This window comes from Limnobacter humi, from assembly GCF_024518835.1.
GTDB lineage: Bacteria > Pseudomonadota > Gammaproteobacteria > Burkholderiales > Burkholderiaceae_B > Limnobacter > Limnobacter humi.
On record NZ_JANIGO010000003.1, the window covers coordinates 381,792 to 399,116 of the forward strand.

Annotated in this window: 13 protein-coding genes; 5 read left to right on the forward strand and 8 right to left on the reverse strand. The window is 55.3% G+C overall.

Annotated features, from left to right (window positions below):
• The 4 genes from NQT62_RS11090 to pdxH form a co-directional block, all read right to left on the reverse strand.
• Positions 1–582, reverse strand: a complete 582-nt coding sequence (locus NQT62_RS11090) for a M48 family metalloprotease (RefSeq protein ID WP_256764767.1) — start codon at positions 580–582, stop codon at positions 1–3.
• 53 nt (positions 583–635) lie between these two features.
• The gene (locus tag NQT62_RS11095) at positions 636–1,634 is read right to left on the reverse strand and encodes a CmpA/NrtA family ABC transporter substrate-binding protein (RefSeq protein ID WP_256764768.1); all 999 of its coding nucleotides are present in this window, start codon (positions 1,632–1,634) and stop codon (positions 636–638) included.
• Positions 1,634–2,272 (reverse strand): ANTAR domain-containing response regulator, encoded by a 639-nt coding sequence (locus NQT62_RS11100; RefSeq protein WP_256764769.1) that lies wholly within the window; start codon positions 2,270–2,272, stop codon positions 1,634–1,636. Before NQT62_RS11100 ends, NQT62_RS11095 begins: the two co-directional genes overlap by 1 nt.
• A gap of 82 nt (positions 2,273–2,354) precedes the next feature.
• Entirely contained in the window at positions 2,355–3,008 is a 654-nt protein-coding gene (gene pdxH / locus NQT62_RS11105; RefSeq protein WP_256764770.1) for a pyridoxamine 5'-phosphate oxidase, read from the reverse strand.
• 28 nt (positions 3,009–3,036) lie between these two features.
• Here pdxH and xerD point away from each other — a divergent pair, with 28 nt between their 5' ends.
• Positions 3,037–3,993: a site-specific tyrosine recombinase XerD gene (gene xerD, locus NQT62_RS11110; RefSeq protein ID WP_256764771.1), complete on the forward strand. Its 957-nt coding sequence runs from the start codon at positions 3,037–3,039 to the stop codon at positions 3,991–3,993.
• 13 nt (positions 3,994–4,006) lie between these two features.
• Here the strand turns inward: xerD and NQT62_RS11115 are convergent, their stop codons facing one another.
• Positions 4,007–4,564: a hypothetical protein gene (locus NQT62_RS11115; protein ID WP_256764772.1), complete on the reverse strand. Its 558-nt coding sequence runs from the start codon at positions 4,562–4,564 to the stop codon at positions 4,007–4,009.
• Positions 4,565–4,719: 155 nt separating this feature from the next.
• Here NQT62_RS11115 and plsY point away from each other — a divergent pair, with 155 nt between their 5' ends.
• The gene (plsY, locus tag NQT62_RS11120) at positions 4,720–5,325 is read left to right on the forward strand and encodes a glycerol-3-phosphate 1-O-acyltransferase PlsY (RefSeq protein ID WP_370569172.1); all 606 of its coding nucleotides are present in this window, start codon (positions 4,720–4,722) and stop codon (positions 5,323–5,325) included.
• Between the two features lie 76 nt (positions 5,326–5,401).
• Here plsY and NQT62_RS11125 read toward each other — a convergent pair whose 3' ends face one another.
• Both NQT62_RS11125 and NQT62_RS11130 read right to left on the reverse strand, forming a co-directional pair.
• Positions 5,402–8,260, reverse strand: a complete 2,859-nt coding sequence (locus NQT62_RS11125; RefSeq protein ID WP_256764774.1) for a hypothetical protein — start codon at positions 8,258–8,260, stop codon at positions 5,402–5,404.
• 252 nt (positions 8,261–8,512) lie between these two features.
• Complete coding sequence (locus NQT62_RS11130) at positions 8,513–9,277, reverse strand: hypothetical protein (protein WP_256764775.1); 765 nt, start codon at positions 9,275–9,277, stop codon at positions 8,513–8,515.
• A 311-nt stretch (positions 9,278–9,588) separates the two neighbouring features.
• Between NQT62_RS11130 and NQT62_RS11135 the strand changes: the two genes are divergently transcribed.
• The 3 genes from NQT62_RS11135 to NQT62_RS11145 are packed head-to-tail and all read left to right on the forward strand — an operon-like array spanning position 9,589 to position 11,458.
• Positions 9,589–10,173, forward strand: a complete 585-nt coding sequence (locus NQT62_RS11135; protein ID WP_256764776.1) for a DUF2589 domain-containing protein — start codon at positions 9,589–9,591, stop codon at positions 10,171–10,173.
• A gap of 37 nt (positions 10,174–10,210) precedes the next feature.
• Positions 10,211–10,888 (forward strand): hypothetical protein, encoded by a 678-nt coding sequence (locus tag NQT62_RS11140; RefSeq protein ID WP_256764777.1) that lies wholly within the window; start codon positions 10,211–10,213, stop codon positions 10,886–10,888.
• 9 nt (positions 10,889–10,897) lie between these two features.
• Positions 10,898–11,458, forward strand: a complete 561-nt coding sequence (locus tag NQT62_RS11145; RefSeq protein ID WP_256764778.1) for a hypothetical protein — start codon at positions 10,898–10,900, stop codon at positions 11,456–11,458.
• 17 nt (positions 11,459–11,475) lie between these two features.
• On the opposite strand, the gene uvrA is transcribed toward NQT62_RS11145, so the two are convergent.
• Positions 11,476–17,223, reverse strand: coding sequence for an excinuclease ABC subunit UvrA (gene uvrA, locus NQT62_RS11150; protein WP_256764779.1), 5,748 nt, complete (start codon positions 17,221–17,223; stop codon positions 11,476–11,478).
• Positions 17,224–17,325: the final 102 nt, after the last annotated feature.

Consider the following 17,325-nt stretch of genomic DNA (forward strand, 5'->3'; position numbering starts at 1 on the left):
TTATGGTGCGTTGCCGGCGCAAATCACCTTGCGCCGCTGGTAAAACCCCGGGTGTGAATTCGTGATGGGCATCATGGCGAATTCACCGCCATCAATGCTTCGCAACACATCCTCGGTACAGGCTTGCACACCGAGCTGAGCCAGCCACTTTCGGGCCTGCTCATCAGCATCCAGCTCAAACTGCCGGTTCACCGTGTTCAACTGCTCCATCAGAACTGGTTGCGTCTCCAGTGCGTCAAACGCACGGTCGGGGTCGGGTAGTCCCACCAACGCCATGGCTTTTTCGCCCAGCTTTTTCTGATGGTGCATGTGCACGTGGGCATACTCGTGCGCCACCATGAACAGCACGGCATCGGCTTGTAACTGGCTTAAAAAGTCGGGGTCCACGGTCAGCTCCGGTGGTGAGCTTTCCTCATTCACAAAAGCGCGACTGTAAGTTTTCGCAACCGCGATTTTCAGGTGTAACCCTGGCACCACCGCCTGCAACTTGGACAGGGTTGAATCCAGATCGCGGCTGGATGCCGCATGAGTTGGCATTGCAAGCAATGCAAACAAACCACACACCACGCGCTTGAACACCATTCCACCCTCGCCACCAGCGGACACCTGTGCACAGTGTAAATCAATCCATGGGATCAACCCATGACGTTGAACACCTCTTTGACACGGTCAAATCCATCCAGAGACTGAGCACCCAAGGGGCCACACAGGCTTTGGGTCTCCAGCCACAGGGTCTCCAGCATCTGCAAATCAGCCTGCGACAGCGGTTGACCATCAAACGTGAGCGCTGGCACGGCAGGGTTAATCACCGGCGTGTTAAGCAAGGCCCGCTCCAACAGGTCGGCCGGTACATTGGCGAATTCAGCCATCGACAACCACTGGGCGGCTTGCCGGCGATTGGCCTCGCCTTCCTGCAGCCAATGGCAGGCCGTTTGTACCACCCGAACCACAGCATCCCGTTGGGGCGCATTGGCGTAGGCCCACGCCGTGGAAAAACCCAGAACCTTCTCCGGCGCATCTGGCCACAATTGGCTTGACGTGGCCACCATGTGCCCCACGCGCTGACTCACCGCCAGCGAACCCCATGGCTCACCAGCGCAAAATGCATCCACCTCACCCGTGCGCAGGGCTTGCACCATGCGAATGGGCGGCAGTGCTTCAAAGCGCACATCCACATCCGGGTCCACGCCCTGTGCTTTCAACCACCGGCGCAACTGAAGTGTGTGCATCGAAAAGCGAAACACCGTACCAAATACCAAGGGTTCTAGCCCCTGCGCCTTGCGGGCACGCAGGGCATCACCCAACGTGTAGTCCACCGTGACCGCCTGCAATACTTCCCACAGCGCGTTGGACACCGTCACACCATTACCGCCACGGCTCAATACCAAAGGCGCGCGAATGGACTTTCGAGGTGACCCACCCAAACCCAACTCCACGGCAATGGCCATGGGGGCCAACATGTGGGCGGCCTGTATCTCGCCGTATACCAGCTTGTCACGCAACGTGGCCCAGGAGGGCTGACGCTCCAGCACCACGTCCATACCAGCCCGAGCAAACAGGCTCAAGTGTTGAGCCACAACGAATGGGGCTGAGTCCGTGAGTGCCAAAATTCCGATTTTTAATGCAGCACTCATCAGAGTCCGCCTCCATCCAACATCTCAAATACCTCGATGACACTGCGCGCGGTGTCTACCAGGCGCTGATTGCGTTCCATCGCCAACTTCCGCATGGCGTGGTAGGCCTGATCTTCCGAAAAATTTCGGTGCTTCATCAACAAACCCTTGGCCTTGTCGATTAATTTGCGATCCGCCAGTTGTTCCTTGGTTTGCTGAAGCTCGGCCTTCAAGGCCTGAAATTCGCGGAATCGCGCCACCGCCACCTGAATGATGGGCCGCACCCTGTCTGGGTTCATACCATCGGCCACGTAAGCACTCACACCCGCGCGAATCGCCCCCGCAATCGTGTCTTCATCGTCTTCACCCGAAAACAAAATCACAGGCTTGGGATTGCTGCGGGACAGCACTGCCATGTTCTCCAGGCTGTCACGGTCTGGCGAATCCATGTCGACAATCACGATATCCGGTGCGCTGGCCGCCACATGTTCGGCCAGGCGATGAGTGGACGTCAGCCGGGATACGAGTTCGTAACCAGCATCCAGCAAAGCACGTTCCAGAATGGCGGCGCGTCCAGGTTCTTCATCAATCAGCAGAACGCGCAAAGGCCCACTGCTGCTGGTCGACTTGGGCGCGCCCGGTTTCCCTTTGTTGGGCATGGCAATTTCCAGGTGGTGTAATTCAGGTTCTTGGGGGGCCGATCATTGCCGACCCCATCCAGTGATGGTTCATCCAATGCAATTACGGTGCCAAGCGGGCAATCGCCCAAACCGGGTCGACACCATCGGCGCTCAGCGTGTAGGCCAAACGGTCATGCAGCCGGGAAGGCCGTCCTTGCCAAAACTCAAAATAATCGGGCACCAATCGATAACCGCCCCAAAATGGGGGGCGATCCACCGGGTCACCTTGTTGCTCCGCACGGGCTTGGTGCACGCGGGCTTCTAGTGCATCACGGCTTTCTATCACCTGGCTTTGTGGCGAAGCCCACGCACCCAAACGGCTACCGGCTGGCCGCGAACGGTAATACGCGTCCGACTCGGCTTCGCTCACCTTCTCCACCCGCCCCTCGATGCGCACCTGGCGCTCCAGCTCGGTCCAGTGAAACAGCAAAGCCGCATGCGGATTGGCGTCCAATTCCTGCCCCTTTCGGCTGGCATAGTTGGTAAAAAACGTGAAGCCCCGTGCATCCACCCCTTTGATGAGCACAATGCGGGCTGCGGGCCGACCTTGTGCATTCACAGTGGCCAGCGTCATGGCATTGGGTTCGGGCAGTTCCGCCTTCAACGCCTCGTCAAACCAACGGGCAAACAGGTCAAACGGGTTGGGCAAGGCATCCGCCTCGTCCAGCGTGGCCATGGTGTAATCCTTTCTCAAATCAGCAATCGCGGTCGGCATGCAAAACTCCACTGCAAATCAAAACGGTATGATGAACATTCTTGCACGAGGCCAGCCAGGCATGCACAGCAACGCCGAACTCATCACCGATTTTTGTACCAGCCTGCTGCTGGAAGACGGGCTGTCGAACAACAGCCTGAGCGCCTACAAAAGCGACCTGGCACAGTTTTCCGATTGGCTGATTGCGCACTTTGACAGCGACCAATCGCCCAACACCAGTACCAGCCTGCTGAACACCAACACCGAGCAATTGCGCAACTACATTTTCGACCTGCAAGGCTTAAAGCCCAGCAGCCTGAACCGCAAAACCAGCAGCCTAAAACGCTTCTACCTGTGGCTGCGAAGCACCCACCGCCGCAGCGACAACCCAGCGCTGCCCTTGAACAGTGCCAAACAGGGCTTGCGCGTGCCCAAAACCCTGAGCGAAACCGATGTGGTCAACCTGGTGAACGCACCCGATGTTCACACCCCCCAAGGCGTGCGCGACAAAGCCATGTTGGAATTGATGTACGCCAGCGGGTTGCGCGTGAGTGAGTTGGTAAACCTGCCTTTGCAGGCCATCGACCTGACCGCTGGCGCCTTGAAGGTGCTCGGCAAAGGTAACAAAGAACGGTTGGTGCCCATGGGGGAACCCGCCAGGCTGGCGGTGCTGTTGTACCTGGGGCACACCCGGGGCGAACTGTTGCACGGCAAAACCTGCGACCAGTTGTTCGTCACGCACCTGGGTGGTCCCATGACACGCCAGGCCTTTTGGAAAAACATCAAACGCTATGCCCTGTTGGCTGGCATTCGCAGCCCCATGAGCCCCCATGTGTTGCGGCATGCCTTTGCCACCCACCTGCTGAACCATGGGGCCGATTTGCGGGTGGTACAACTGCTGCTGGGGCATGCCGACATTTCCACCACGCAAATCTACACCCACGTGGCCAAAGAGCAATTGCACCAATTGTTGAATAACAGCCACCCCCTGGGGCGTGGCCATTAGGTGGGTTCAAACTTTAGGCTCGCAAACGCTGCTGCGCACGTGGGTTGGGAGAGTGATCGTCATCAGAACCACCATCCCGAGGGCGTGGTTGTACACCAGGTTTGCACACACTGGGGGGTGAGCCATATTCCCGGGTTTGTGTGGAGGCGGCAGAACCCGGCGTGAGGGCATTGAACGCTGGCAGCAAGACGCGTGCAACCGGACGCTGAGGCTGCCCGCCAAACTGATGAACACCAGGCCCCAGGCGCTGGGGAGCCGGCGGCGCAACCGGTGCAGCACCCATCACATGCGCGTGCAGATTGTCCCAAAACAACTGATCCAAAGGCAGCACGGGGGGCAGTATTTGATCAGGCGGTGTGTGTGGAGAACCATTTGGAACAGGCAAGGCATCTGCCAGATCTTGCGCGGCCTGTGCCAGGGGAGCAGGTGGCGGCTGAACAGCCACAGGATTTCCAGCCAAGTGAGGCATGGGCGCCAGAATCGGCGGCAAATTCAACCAAGGTGCATCGGCATGGTTGCCCGGGTTGAGGTTATTGAACAGGTTTGCAGGGTTGTTCGGGTTAATGTTCATCGCGGGCTCGTGATTTAAAAACTTAAGTGGCACACATGGCCAATCAGTTCACAGCGAATACGCGGGGTAACCCCATTACACCTCCTCACTTTGCGGCACAATAGCGTTGAACAGGCCTTCAACCAACAACAACAAACCGGAGACCCCACACCGTGATTGCCTACATTGCCGCTCTCGTGATTGCTTACCTGATTGGATCTGTATCGTTTGCCGTGGTGGTGTCGAAATTTTCAGGCCTGGCCGACCCCCGCACCTATGGTTCGAAAAACCCGGGTGCCACCAACGTGCTGCGCAGCGGCAACAAAAAAGCCGCCTTGTTCACCCTGCTGGGCGACGCGTTGAAGGGCACGCTGGCCGTGGGGCTGGCTTACCACTTTCAAGACACCTACCAGTTCACCCAAAGCGATGTGGCCTGGGTTGGCTTGGCCGCTTTTATTGGCCACCTGTACCCCATCTTCTTCAAATTTGAAGGTGGCAAAGGCGTGGCCACAGCACTGGGCGTGCTGCTGGGCCTCAACTGGGTGCTGGGCCTAGCCACTGCAGTCACTTGGTTGGTGATTGCATACTTCTTCCGGTATTCGTCCCTGGCTGCCCTGGTGGCCAGCATTTTTGCCGTGTTTTACAACGCCTTGCTGTTTGGGCTGGACGGCCAAGCCGCCGCGGTGCTGGTGATGGCAGCCCTGCTGGTGTACCGCCACAAGCAAAACATTGCCAACCTGATGGCGGGGAAGGAAAGCAAGATTGGGCAGAAAAAAGCCTAGGTGTTTTGCCTTCAACTTGGTTGGATGGACGATTGAGCCTCGGCCCTGAAAGAGCCAACCGTTTCTGGGCTTCTTTCTAAGCAGGGTTTTGCACTGGCTTTGGATTTAGTTGACGGTATATCGCTTTGACTTCCTCAAATTTTTGATCAAAGTCTTCTTGGTTGCGTGAACTCAACATACCGACGTAATGTTCAGCATACGCTGCAGTAAACCTACTGTGATTTGAGTCGAGTTTTGCGAGCTCTCGAATAAAAAATTCTCGTGTGACTTTTAATTTGCTCAGATTTTCAGTTTCTTGTCGTGCCGAACCGTTGTCAAACCAAAGATCAGACGCCAAAGGCTCAACGACGTTATTGATCTTTTCACGGTCGGACAAAATATCGCAAACCTTATTTAAAAAGGAACTTTCTGCAGCCTTATAGTATTTGTTCTTACTTTGACCTATTAACTCAGGGTGACCCAAAATACTGTCGAGGCATATCTTTAATTTGCCAACGGACAACGCTTCCCCACCAGCGGTTGAACGTGTCAGCACATAACGTTCAATGCCTTTATAGGCATGTTCATCCAACAATATCCCACCTTCACCATACATCCTGGTCTTCTGGCCTGAACGAGATTCAGCTGGGAAAAAATCAGATAGAAGAGTGCCTTCACTTTGTGCTGTCCGTCGTGCAACAGTGGCCATTGAACGCGGCCTACTTGGATGCCCCGCAGAACCGACACGGTTACGATTTCTGTTGTCTACAACCACTGGCGGATTAGCGCCTACGGGACGAGTAACTGCCACATTAGCTGGAGCGGGATTGTCGGCGAGATGAGTTAGGTTGGGCTCTTTCACAGCACTGTGAGCCACCACAAACGTCAACAATTTTTTGAAATTCTTGATTTCATCCACACTCGGTAAAGGTTGCCTCGGATTATTGGACAGGTGTGCAAACTTAATCAGTTGGGTAGACAGCAAACCGCCTGCACTGAGCTTTTCTTTTTCAGTGCCCGTGGCATTGTGCAGATCAAAAAACCGCAGTTGATCGACCGTTAACTTGGCGGTCAACACATCATCTCTGGCTGCGACAAACACCAGCTTGCCCACCTCAGCCAGTTCACCGTAAGTCCATTCTTTATTACCGTCGGCAAAACCAAGATTGTTTTCAAGTGCTGTTTTCACTTCGGCGGTGTTGGCGGCAAGCACATCACCAGCCGACTTCCTGATCATGCGCGCCAACAATGCATCACTCGTTTCCTCCATCATGCGGAGGCGGGCCGCGTTGGCACTGGGGCGTCCACTGACCGAATTGGGCATGCCATAGGACCACCAGCTCGCAATGTAGCGAATAATTCGGGCTGACCAATTTTTGTGGAACTGTAAGGAAGCTGTTTCAGCACCAAGCCAACGGCGGGCGGGTCGGTTAATTTTTAACCCTTTTGAATACAAACCCTGATTGGCTTTGGTGGCCCGATCAAATTTTCGCGCGCTGAAACCAGCCTGCACAAACTTGGCCTGAAACAAATCATTGCTGGCCTGAGTCAATTGAGTATTAAATTCTTGTTGTTCTTTGGATTGGGGCTGTTGATCAGGATTCAAGGCAGGTGCTGTGGCAAACCGATACACGTGATCCACGAATTTCTTGTGATCATTTCGCAACGGAGAGGACCAATCCACGCTGTTGTTCACCTTCAACTTGACTTGATCGTCGTTAGCGGTGTTATCCCACACGAATGCAGAATCTCTTAAGGCGCGTGCGATGGTGCGTGCGCGCTTGTCGATGCCCCAGTCTGGCTTGGTGTGCTCAGCAATGGTCAACGCTTCCATGGCCTGCATCGCCTGGTTGGTGTACACCCGAAAACGCCCCTGACGCGCAAAGTCGTTTTTCATGTTCAACACACTGGCGGAAAAACGGGGCAGTTGAACAGGCTGCTCACGCTTGCGGTATGCAGATGGAATGGTATCGTTGGCCGGCAACGCACGAGCAACGGGCAAACCCGCCATTAAACGCAAACCAACCTCGGGGGCTTTCAGCGTATACCCGTTCAAATGCTCAGGGCTGAAGCCCTTCAGTTCATCGGGGTTCATCAATTTCGCCATCAAGGCAAAGGCGAATTCGTGTTTTAAATGAGCATCCGTGGACAATTCCGCCCGAAGAAACCGAAGCGACAACTGGGGAAGTACCCGACGGATTTCCGCTTCACTGAACCGTGAATCATTTGTTTTTTTATAGCTATTGATCAATTTGCGGAGCTGCTCTGTTTTCTCCGGAATGATGGCAGGTTCGGAACGCTCATGGTTGTTTAAACGCCCCCAAATGGCTTCATTTAGATTTTTAAACAGTTCAGCCAAACCCCTTGGGGTTATTACATCTGCAGAGGCCAATTTGTTGCCCAACCAAGCCCGCAAGTTTCGCTCGTCAAGAGGCGCGGCAAATTTAAATTTTGACAACAGCGCATCTTCTAAACGTTCTAGCCGAGTCTTCGGTGGGTTTGACGCGTTGATGAAGAGGGTATCGTGAACTGACTTCACATAAGCACGACAAGTTTCTCTGTCGTAGTTCGCCAATCCGGGGCAGTTGAATTCACAAGCATTGTTAAAACCCAGTTTTTGGAAATTACGGTTATTACATTCCACAAGCATACGGGCAAACTCAAGCTTGCAATCTAAAGCAATCCGTTCGCCCAAAGCAGTTAGTGATCTATCGGGGTTGAGACAGGCACTCAGGGAAGTACCCGTTGACGTCAATACATTGTCAACAGCCTCCTTCATCAGCGAACTCTGAGTGTCAGTCCATGGGCGATCAGGCGCAGTTTTCAGTGGCTCCTTGACGATGGACTCAATAAAGTGGGTGAGCTGAGTATTTCTGGCTTCCACACCAGTTTCCGGTGGATCAGCATTTAATGATTGCTTCAGCCTCGTCAGCAATTGTGGATTGGCTCGGGCCATGGAGGCCGCCAACTGACACCGGGTCTCGGGATCATTACTGTTACGCAGAGGCTCTAACAACTTCGGATCACACATTAACGTGCTTGCAACATCTGCGAGCCGATTGGGATTTGTCATCAACAATGCGCCCGCGTGCTTCACGAGATTGTCTAGTTTTTCACTCACTCTCTGAGCATCTGCTGTACTGGCCACTGAATTTGTCATTCGTGTGTAAACCTTTCATCTTGGATTCGGTAGATTTTGTGCTGGATCTCAAGCGGGGGTTTTTAATTTTTCTTCGATCTCACTGATCTTCATGCGGTGCTGCTCACATTGAGACTCCAATCTCAATATGTATTGGGGGGCTGCTTGCTTTTGCATGGGGTTGCCTGATTGACTAAGCGCATGCTGAGCAACCAACTCCCCGTAAAGCGCTGTATGCTTAGCTTTTAAGCGCTCCAGTTGCTGCTGAAGATCAGTTCTTTCGGGATTACTGTCACGAATGGTAGGCGTGGTATTGGCTGCTGTGGGCGAAGAATCGGTTTGTTGCGCCTCGCCGACCTTTTCCGGTTGTGCTTGTGAATTGGATGCTTTGAGACGGCGACTGATGCCCACGTTCATCTCATTGATTGCCTGCTTTATTTTTTCGATATTTGAATTGAGAGCCTGAACATGGTCATGATCTAAATTGTTAAAATCGCGAATTTGCTCCAGGTTCCACACAACATCCCTCAAAACCTCAGCGTCCATTGGCAATTCGTTCAGTTCGTTCAGTTCGTTCAGTTCGTTCAGTTCGTTCAGTTGATTACCTGTAACTGGCCTCAAGGCGTCGAGCTTAAGCTTACCCCCCTCCACCGTCATGCCCACCAGATTGGCAACCGCCTCTTTGAAAGCAGGAAAAATCTCTTTGCTTGTGAAGTCGGCCCTACCGTTCTTACCAGCAACCGCACACTGCCTGCTCACTTCCGTAGTGTGAGGCTCAATCGTAAAGAACGCGCGGCGAAGAGGATCGACCGTGGGTGCGTGTTGTGCTGGCATGAGAACCTCCAATTCCATCGAGGGACTATGAAAAACCTTTCACTTGGGTGGCAAAACCACAATCATCGGTTCAATTTTTCTATAAGTGGTCGCCCTTCGTAACTTCTAAACGATTGATCAGGTAGAGGAAGGCGACGATATCAGAACAGCCTTTGGTGGGTACTTACTCAATGTGCACCGGCAACGCCCGGATTGCGTCTGCAGATCCAAGCCCTTGTTTGATCCACCTCCCAAGTATCAGGCAAATTCCGGAAGCAGCACCTACCCAAACCCCTGCATGCCCTGCGCTGCCCTAACCGGAGACCCTCCCTATGGCCATCGGACAAGAACTTTCATCTATTGACTTTCAAGCCATGATTGGCGGGCCGCTCAGCGCGGTCATCAAGGCACAGGCACAGTCTGCCCAAACCTCGGTTGACTTCATCAAAAGTGTGGGCTTCAATGCGGCCGACGCGCAAACCGACCCCGGCAAGCCAACCATGGTCTCGTTCAAATACGACAAACCGGTGGAAAGCAAAGACGCGCAGGGCAACATCACGGTCACAGCGGTACCGTTCAAGCTGGAAGTACCCATTCTGACCATGCTGCCCATTCCATTTATTCGGGTGGAAGAGACCACCATCGACTTCAACGCCAAAATCAATTCGGTGACCGAGTCGACCACCACCAATTCCTCAGACCTCAGCGCCTCACTGGCAGTCAAAGGGGGCTGGGGCCCTGTGTCGGCTGAACTGAAATGCTCCTACAGTAACAAAAAGAGCAATACCAGCGGCGAAAAAACCGAACGCACCTACAGCCTTCAAATCCACGTGCGGGCCGTGCAGGACGAATTGCCGGCTGGTCTTGAAAAGCTGTTGTCGATTCTGGAAGACAACATCAAGGAAACCAAGGCTTAAATCTAACGCAATGTGACAGTAAGGGAACGGATCAACCATGAATGATTTGGGCGATATTTTGGGTTCACTCATGACGGGGTTGATTCGTGCCCGGCAGGCGGCCGACCTGCAAACGGCGGCGCTGGCCGAGTTGTACAAAGACAACCCGCTATTGGAAGGTTTGTCTGTTCCCAGGGTGCGAATTCCCGAGGTGAGCATCGACCTGCCTTTGATCATTGAAAGCCACGAAGCCGGTGAGGAAGGCGAACTCAACGAACCGTCCAAGGTGGTCGATGCCACCAGCAATCGTCTGAAAAACACCTTGGCCAACACCAACATCAAACTGTCGACCAACTTTCAGAAAGCCTTTGCCGACACGGCCAAACTGCGGCTAACCGAAGCGCGGAAAAATAACGATACCGTGTCGAAAGAGCTGGTGTCGCGCACCGTGCAAGACGCATTTGTGGAAACACTGAAAAAAACCAACACCGAGCTGTCGGCCCAGGACAAGCTGGCCATTGTGAAAGACATTCGCACCGAAGCAGGCCTGGCTGCACTGGCCAAACCGAGCATTCCTCAACGTATTTTGACCAACATCCGAACAGCTGACATTAAGGACAAAGCCACCGGCAATAGCGTGGTGCGCTTGAAAATTACCCTGACCGAGGAAGGTGTGGAATGGGTAACGCAAAGCAATGACGCAGGCGGTGTAAACCGCACCTTGACCCCGGAATAAGTACACACCATGCAGGCACTGGCCCGTGAGAAGTTGCTGACCGCCCTGCTGTCGCTGGGTGATGTGGTGAATACCTATCGAAAAGACAGCACTCGGTTTGTGGCGGCTTATTTTCAGTGGCTGGAGAATACCGACGAGAGCGTCGGCCCATTGCGCTTACCTGTCAGCGGATTAATTCAAAGCCAAAAAAGCCAATTGTTGGCGATTGAAGATGGCTTGATGCCGCCGCATGTGCAAACCGAGGGCAACAGTGTTCGAAAACGCCAACGTGCAGCCACTGCCACATTGATCGATACCATGACATTGGCTCTGCAAGACAAACTGCAAACCATTGACCGTAGCTTTGATGATGCGCAAGACAAGCTCGCCCAGTGCCTGGCCGTGCTGATGGGGCAGCAGGCGGATTTTTTGGTCAATATCAAGCCCGACAACACCGGTGTGGCGGCAACCTGGCTCGCGATGAACCAGATCAAAGAGCTGACACCCGTATTGAATTACCTGACTGCCAAATACCCCCGTGCAGACCGGGAGTATTGTCTGCACGAGGTACTGCTGAATGCGCTCAGTTAACGCAAGCGTACTGGAAACTACCTCCCACCCCGACTGGCATAAAAATCAGCCAGTGCTTTGGCCGTGTGCCCAGGCTTTTTCCCTTTGCCCATGCCCTTGCCAGCCGCAATCTGCTGGGGGCTACCCTGGGCTACCAAATCGCCACCACCCACACCCGCTTCTGGCCCCATGTCGATCACCCAGTCGGCCTGGGCGATTAAATCCAGGTCATGCTCAATCACCACCACCGTGTGGCCGGCATCCACCAGGCGGTGCAGCACGGCAATCAGCTTTTCCACATCGTTCATGTGAAGGCCCACGGTGGGTTCATCCAGCACATAGAGGGTGTGGGGGTTCACCCGGTTGTCACGCACCTTGGTGAGCTCGGTCACCAACTTGATGCGCTGGGCCTCGCCACCACTCAAGGTGGGGCTGGGCTGGCCCAGGGTGAGGTAACCCAAACCCACATCGGCCAACAATTGAAGCGGTTGGGCAATGCTGGGGTGTGCGGTAAAAAACGGTGCAGCTTCTTCCACGCTCATGTTGAGAATGTCAGCGGCGGTTTTATCACGCCAGGCCACCTGTAGGGTGTCGGGGTTGAAGCGTGCGCCCCGGCAAGCCTCACACAGCACCTTCACATCGGGCAGGAAATTCATCTCAATGGTTTGCATACCCTGCCCTTCACACACCGGGCATCGCCCAGGGCCGGTGTTGAAGCTGAAACGGCTGGCTTCAAAGCCGCGCAGACGGGCTTCGGCGGTGTCGGCCATCACATTTCGAATGCGGTTCCAAAAGCCAATGTAGGTGGCTGGGCAGCTTCGCGGTGTTTTGCCAATCGGGGTTTGGTCCACTTCCAGCACACGGGCCACGGCGGGCGCATTCTCAATGGTATCGCAAGCAAACCAGTTCGAATGAACTCCGCCGCGCTTGCTTTGGGTGGCCACGGCTTGCCGCATATTGGCCAGCAAAATGTCGCGGGCCAAGGTGGACTTGCCCGAGCCCGATACACCGGTAACAGCGACCAAACGGCCCAAGGGAATGTCCACATTCAAGCCTGCAATGTTATGCAGTGTGGCGTTGCGAATGCGCAGGTGCTGCGTGGCTTTGTCCACCGGGCGGCGCGGTTGCAGCAGATGTGGAATGGGTTGCTTCAGATAGCGGCCGGTGAGCGAGTTGGGGTCGTTGCGGACCTCGGCCACACTGCCTTGCGACATGATGGCCCCACCCAGTTTGCCGGCGCCTGGGCCAATGTCCACCAAACGGTCTGCACGCAGCATGGTGTCAATGTCGTGCTCCACCACCACCAGCGTATTGCCCTTGCTGCGCAATTCATCCAACGCATCCAGCAGGCGGTGGTTGTCGCGGGTGTGCAGGCCGATGGTGGGCTCATCCAGCACGTAACAGACACCGCGCAGGTTGGTACCCAACTGGCTGGCCAGGCGTATACGCTGGGCCTCACCTCCACTCAAGGTCGGTGCACTGCGGTTTAGGTGCAGGTAATCCAGCCCCACTTGTTTCAGGAACTTCAAGCGGCCGGCCATTTCAATGCGAATGTCTTTGGCGATGCTTTCTTCACGGGTGTCCAGCTTCAGGGCTTCCACCCATTGCAAGGCATCGGTCACGGTTTGGTCGGCCAACTGCGCAATGCTCTGGCCCTTGAACTTCACCGCCAAGGCTGTTGCATTCAAGCGTTGTCCATCACATTGGCCGCACACCATGCTGTCGCCCAAATAAGCGGCTTCATCGGCCTCGTCGTCTTGCTCACTGCGGTCTTGCTCAGCCAGCCAGCGGCCTTCCTCACCCGTGGTGTCAGCATCAAACCCGTCCACCTTTTCCCCCACACCAAAGCAGCTGGGGCACCAGCCATGCTTGCTGTTGTAGCTGAATAAACGCGGATCAAGTTCCGGGAAACTGCGAGCACAACTGGGGCAAGCGCGCTTGGTCGAGAAAAACTGAATGGATGGTACAAGCTCACGGCCTGAGCCCATTGACCCCACCATAGACTCCACCATCACGGTACCTTTGCCAAATTCCAACGCACGGGCCAACACCTCACGCAGGTTTTTTTCAGCTTTGGCATTCACGGTGAGCGTGCCCACCGGTACTTCAATGTGGTGTTCCTGATAGCGAGCCAATTTGGGCCAGGGGTTGGTGGGTACATATGCACCATCCACCCGCAAGCGTTCATAGCCGCGGTCCACCGCCCATTTGGCGATTTCGTTGTAAATGCCTTTGCGGCCTTGTACCAACGGGGCCAACAAGGTGATTTCCTTGCCTTTGTACGCCTGCATGATTTGCGCCAGCATCGAGTCCATGCTTTGCGGGGCAATCGGCACCTCGCAACTGGGGCAGTGTTGAATGCCCAACTTGACGAACAATAAGCGCAGGAAGTGGTACACCTCGGTGACGGTGGCCACTGTACTTTTACGACCACCCCGGCTGGTGCGCTGCTCAATGGCCACCGTGGGTGGAATACCAAAAATGGCATCCACCTCGGGCTTGGCTGCAGGCTGCACAAATTGGCGGGCGTAGGCGTTCAGGCTTTCCAAATAGCGACGCTGGCCTTCTGAAAACAGAATATCAAACGCCAGCGTTGATTTACCGCTGCCCGAGGGGCCTGTGATGACTGTCATCTGCTCCCTGGGAATGGTCAGACTGATGTTTTTCAAGTTGTGTTCGCGGGCATGCAGGATTTCAATACCGTCTGTATTCGCGCGGCGCATGGTGCTGACTGCATACATCGCCTCGGGCTCATGGGCTGAGCTCGAATTGTTGCCTGAATTGAGGTCAGCCGCCTTCAGCAAATTTCGCTGCTGTCGGTATTGCGCAATCGCGACACCAGTGTGGCTGTGGGTTTGTTTCGCCAATGTATCCGGTGTACCTTGCGCAACCAGTTCACCACCAAACTCACCGGCCTCGGGCCCGAGGTCGATCAACCAGTCGGCTGCGCATATCACGTCCAGGTTGTGCTCCACCACCAACACACTGTGCCCGGCCTGTTGCAGCAGGCGAAGGCTTTTCATGAGCTTTGCCACATCGTCGAAGTGCAGGCCAGTGGTGGGCTCGTCAAACACAAACAGGTCACCCCGCTTGGCCACTTTCTGGCCACTGGCGGTGGGTTTCAATTCGGCCAAAAAGCCAGCGAGCTTTAAGCGCTGGGCCTCGCCACCGCTCAAGGTGGGCACGGGTTGACCCAGGCGCAGGTAGTTCAAACCCACTTCGGCCAAAGGCTGCAGGGTTTTGCGCAATGCGGTGTCGTGCTCAAACAGGTGCAGGGCTTGGTCCACAGTCAATTCCAGCACTTGGTGCATGTTCAACACCTGGCCTTTGCGCTCAATGGTCACCTCCAAGGCTTCGGGCCGGTAACGGGTGCCATTGCATTCACCGCAGCGCAAATACACGTCACTCAGGAATTGCATTTCCACATGTTCAAAGCCATTGCCACCGCACATGGGGCAACGGCCATCGCCACTGTTGAAGCTGAAAAAGCCGGGTGTGTAGCCCCGTTCCACCGCCACGGTGGTTTTGGAAAATATTTTGCGAAGCTCATCAAATCCACCCACATAGCTGGCCGGGTTGCTTCGCGTGGTTTTGCCGATGGGGCTTTGGTCCACGAAGGCCAGTTGGCCGATCAACTCGGCGCCATCCAGTGAATCAAACTCGCCAGGGGCTTCGGTGGGTTCACCCTTGATCTTTTTTAGCGCGGGTACCAGCACGTCTTGCACCAAGGTAGATTTACCGGAACCGGAGACGCCAGTGAGTACCACCAGGCGATTCAGTGGCAACTTGAATTCGATGTTTTTGAGGTTGTTGGCCCGCACACCACGGAGCAGCAAATGCTGTGCCCCATCGCCCAGCGCGCGGTCGTTGGGGGCCACCACCTTCAGATCGCCTTTGAGGTAACGGGCAGTCAGGGAGTCTGCCGTTTCGATGGCTGCCGGGGCGCCGTCAAACACAATGTTGCCACCCGCCTCACCTGGGCCGGGACCGATGTCAATAAGGCGGTCGGCTTGGTTCATCAATTGCGGGTCGTGCTCCACCACCACCAAGGTGTTACCGGCCGCTTTCAGGCGCTGCATGGCCATGGCCACCCGGGCAATGTCACGGGGGTGCAGGCCCACCGAGGGCTCGTCCAGCACAAACAGGGTATTGACCAGCGAACTGCCCAAGGCTGTCGTCAGGTTGATGCGCTGCACCTCGCCACCGCTCAACGTGCGGCTTTGGCGGTCTAGCGTGAGGTACCCCAAACCCACTTGAATGAGGAACTGCAAGCGGGTGCGAATTTCCTGGAGCACCAGGTCGCTGGCTTCGTCCAACGCGCCGGGCAATTGTAGGTTTGCAAACAGCTGGGCCACGTTCACGAGCGGCATCATCATGATGTCGTGGATGCTGTGGCGTGCGTGAGCACTTGGCAGCTTCCACAACAGTGAATCGGGCTTTAAGCGAGCACCGTGGCAAGCTGTGCAGGGCGTGTAACTGCGGTACTTCGACAACATGACCCGCACATGCATTTTGTAGGTGCGGGTTTCCAGCCATTCAAAAAAACGGGCCACACCATAAAACAAGGGGCCATCCCAGTTGCCATCAAAATTGGCGTCGCCCTCAATCACCCACAGTTGGTGCTCTTCGGGCAAATGCTTGAAGGCAATGTCGGTGGCAATGCCCCGCTGCTTGGCGTATTTCACCAAGTCTTTTTGGCAAGGCTTGAAGCTTTCGGTTTGCCAGGGCTTCACGCACCCCTCGGCCAGCGATTTGTTCTCATCGGGAATCACCAATCCGTAATCAATGCCAATGACTCGGCCAAAACCCCGGCAGGTTTCGCAGGCACCCAAGGGTGAATTGAACGAGAAGTGGCTGGGTAGTGGCTTGGCGTAGTCAATGTCACAGGTGGCGCAATGCAAGCCTTCGGAGAAACGCCACGGGGCAGCGGCCTCACCATCGTCATCCGGCAGTGCAAAAACATTCACCTTGCCCTTGCCCCGGTGCAGTGCCGACGCAATCGCATCACTCAAGCGGCTTTCTTCGGTATTGCCCACACGGAAACGGTCTTGCACCACATCCAGAGTTTTGTGGGTGGGTGCAGCACTGGCCACTGTTTTTTTAGACTTTGCTGGTTTTGCAGACTTTGTTTTGGTGGTCTTCTTGTTGTCTTTTTTGGAGTCTGCTGCCGCATCCGCCAGTTGCACCAAGGTTTCGCGGTGCACACGGGTGTAGCCTTGCGCGCTTAAAAAGTCCTCAACGTCCTGTTCACTCAAGGTCAGTGGCACCGTCACCGGGAATGTAATCACCACACGGGGATCATTCAGCGCGGCGGCCCGTTCACGCAGGCTGGCCTGAATGGTGGCGGGCGTGTCTTCCCGCACCCATTGCCCACACTGGCGGCAGTGCAAATGGGCAGCGCGCGCATAAATCAATTTCAGGTGGTCGTTGATTTCGGTCATGGTGCCCACGGTGCTTCGGGACGTGCGCACGGGGTTGGCCTGGTCAATGGCGATGGCGGGTAAAACGCCGTCAATGCTGTCCACATCGGGCTTGTCCATGCGGTCCAAAAACTGGCGCGCATAGGGCGAGAAGGTTTCCACATATCGGCGCTGGCCTTCCGCATACAGCGTGTCGAACACCAATGAGCTTTTGCCGCTGCCACTCACCCCGGTAAACACGGTGATTTCACCGGTTTTTATATCCAGATCGAGGTTTTTGAGGTTGTGTTGCCGGGCACCGCGGATACGGATGAGCTTGCCAAGGTAGGTGGATTCAGTGGCGGGGGTGTCGCGCTTGCGTGTCATGGGAAAGCCTGCGGAGTCGGTTACTGCAAGCCTTTGATTGTAAACGCTGGGGGTGGAAGTGACTTTGGGTCAGCCTAAAACCGCCGACCCAAAATGGGCTTT

What these genes read in the sequence shown, in the direction of transcription:
- xerD (WP_256764771.1), top strand. Translation starts at nt 3,037, where the DNA reads ATGATGAACATTCTTGCACGAGGCCAGCCAGGCATGCACAGCAACGCC.
- NQT62_RS11125 (WP_256764774.1), bottom strand. Translation starts at nt 8,260, where the DNA reads ATGGCCCGAGCCAATCCACAATTGCTGACGAGGCTGAAGCAATCATTA.
- NQT62_RS11135 (WP_256764776.1), top strand. Translation starts at nt 9,589, where the DNA reads ATGGCCATCGGACAAGAACTTTCATCTATTGACTTTCAAGCCATGATT.
- NQT62_RS11115 (WP_256764772.1), bottom strand. Translation starts at nt 4,564, where the DNA reads ATGAACATTAACCCGAACAACCCTGCAAACCTGTTCAATAACCTCAAC.
- NQT62_RS11145 (WP_256764778.1), top strand. Translation starts at nt 10,898, where the DNA reads ATGCAGGCACTGGCCCGTGAGAAGTTGCTGACCGCCCTGCTGTCGCTG.
- NQT62_RS11095 (WP_256764768.1), bottom strand. Translation starts at nt 1,634, where the DNA reads ATGAGTGCTGCATTAAAAATCGGAATTTTGGCACTCACGGACTCAGCC.
- NQT62_RS11140 (WP_256764777.1), top strand. Translation starts at nt 10,211, where the DNA reads ATGAATGATTTGGGCGATATTTTGGGTTCACTCATGACGGGGTTGATT.
- NQT62_RS11100 (WP_256764769.1), bottom strand. Translation starts at nt 2,272, where the DNA reads ATGCCCAACAAAGGGAAACCGGGCGCGCCCAAGTCGACCAGCAGCAGT.
- pdxH (WP_256764770.1), bottom strand. Translation starts at nt 3,008, where the DNA reads ATGCCGACCGCGATTGCTGATTTGAGAAAGGATTACACCATGGCCACG.
- NQT62_RS11090 (WP_256764767.1), bottom strand. Translation starts at nt 582, where the DNA reads ATGGTGTTCAAGCGCGTGGTGTGTGGTTTGTTTGCATTGCTTGCAATG.
- NQT62_RS11130 (WP_256764775.1), bottom strand. Translation starts at nt 9,277, where the DNA reads ATGCCAGCACAACACGCACCCACGGTCGATCCTCTTCGCCGCGCGTTC.
- uvrA (WP_256764779.1), bottom strand. Translation starts at nt 17,223, where the DNA reads ATGACACGCAAGCGCGACACCCCCGCCACTGAATCCACCTACCTTGGC.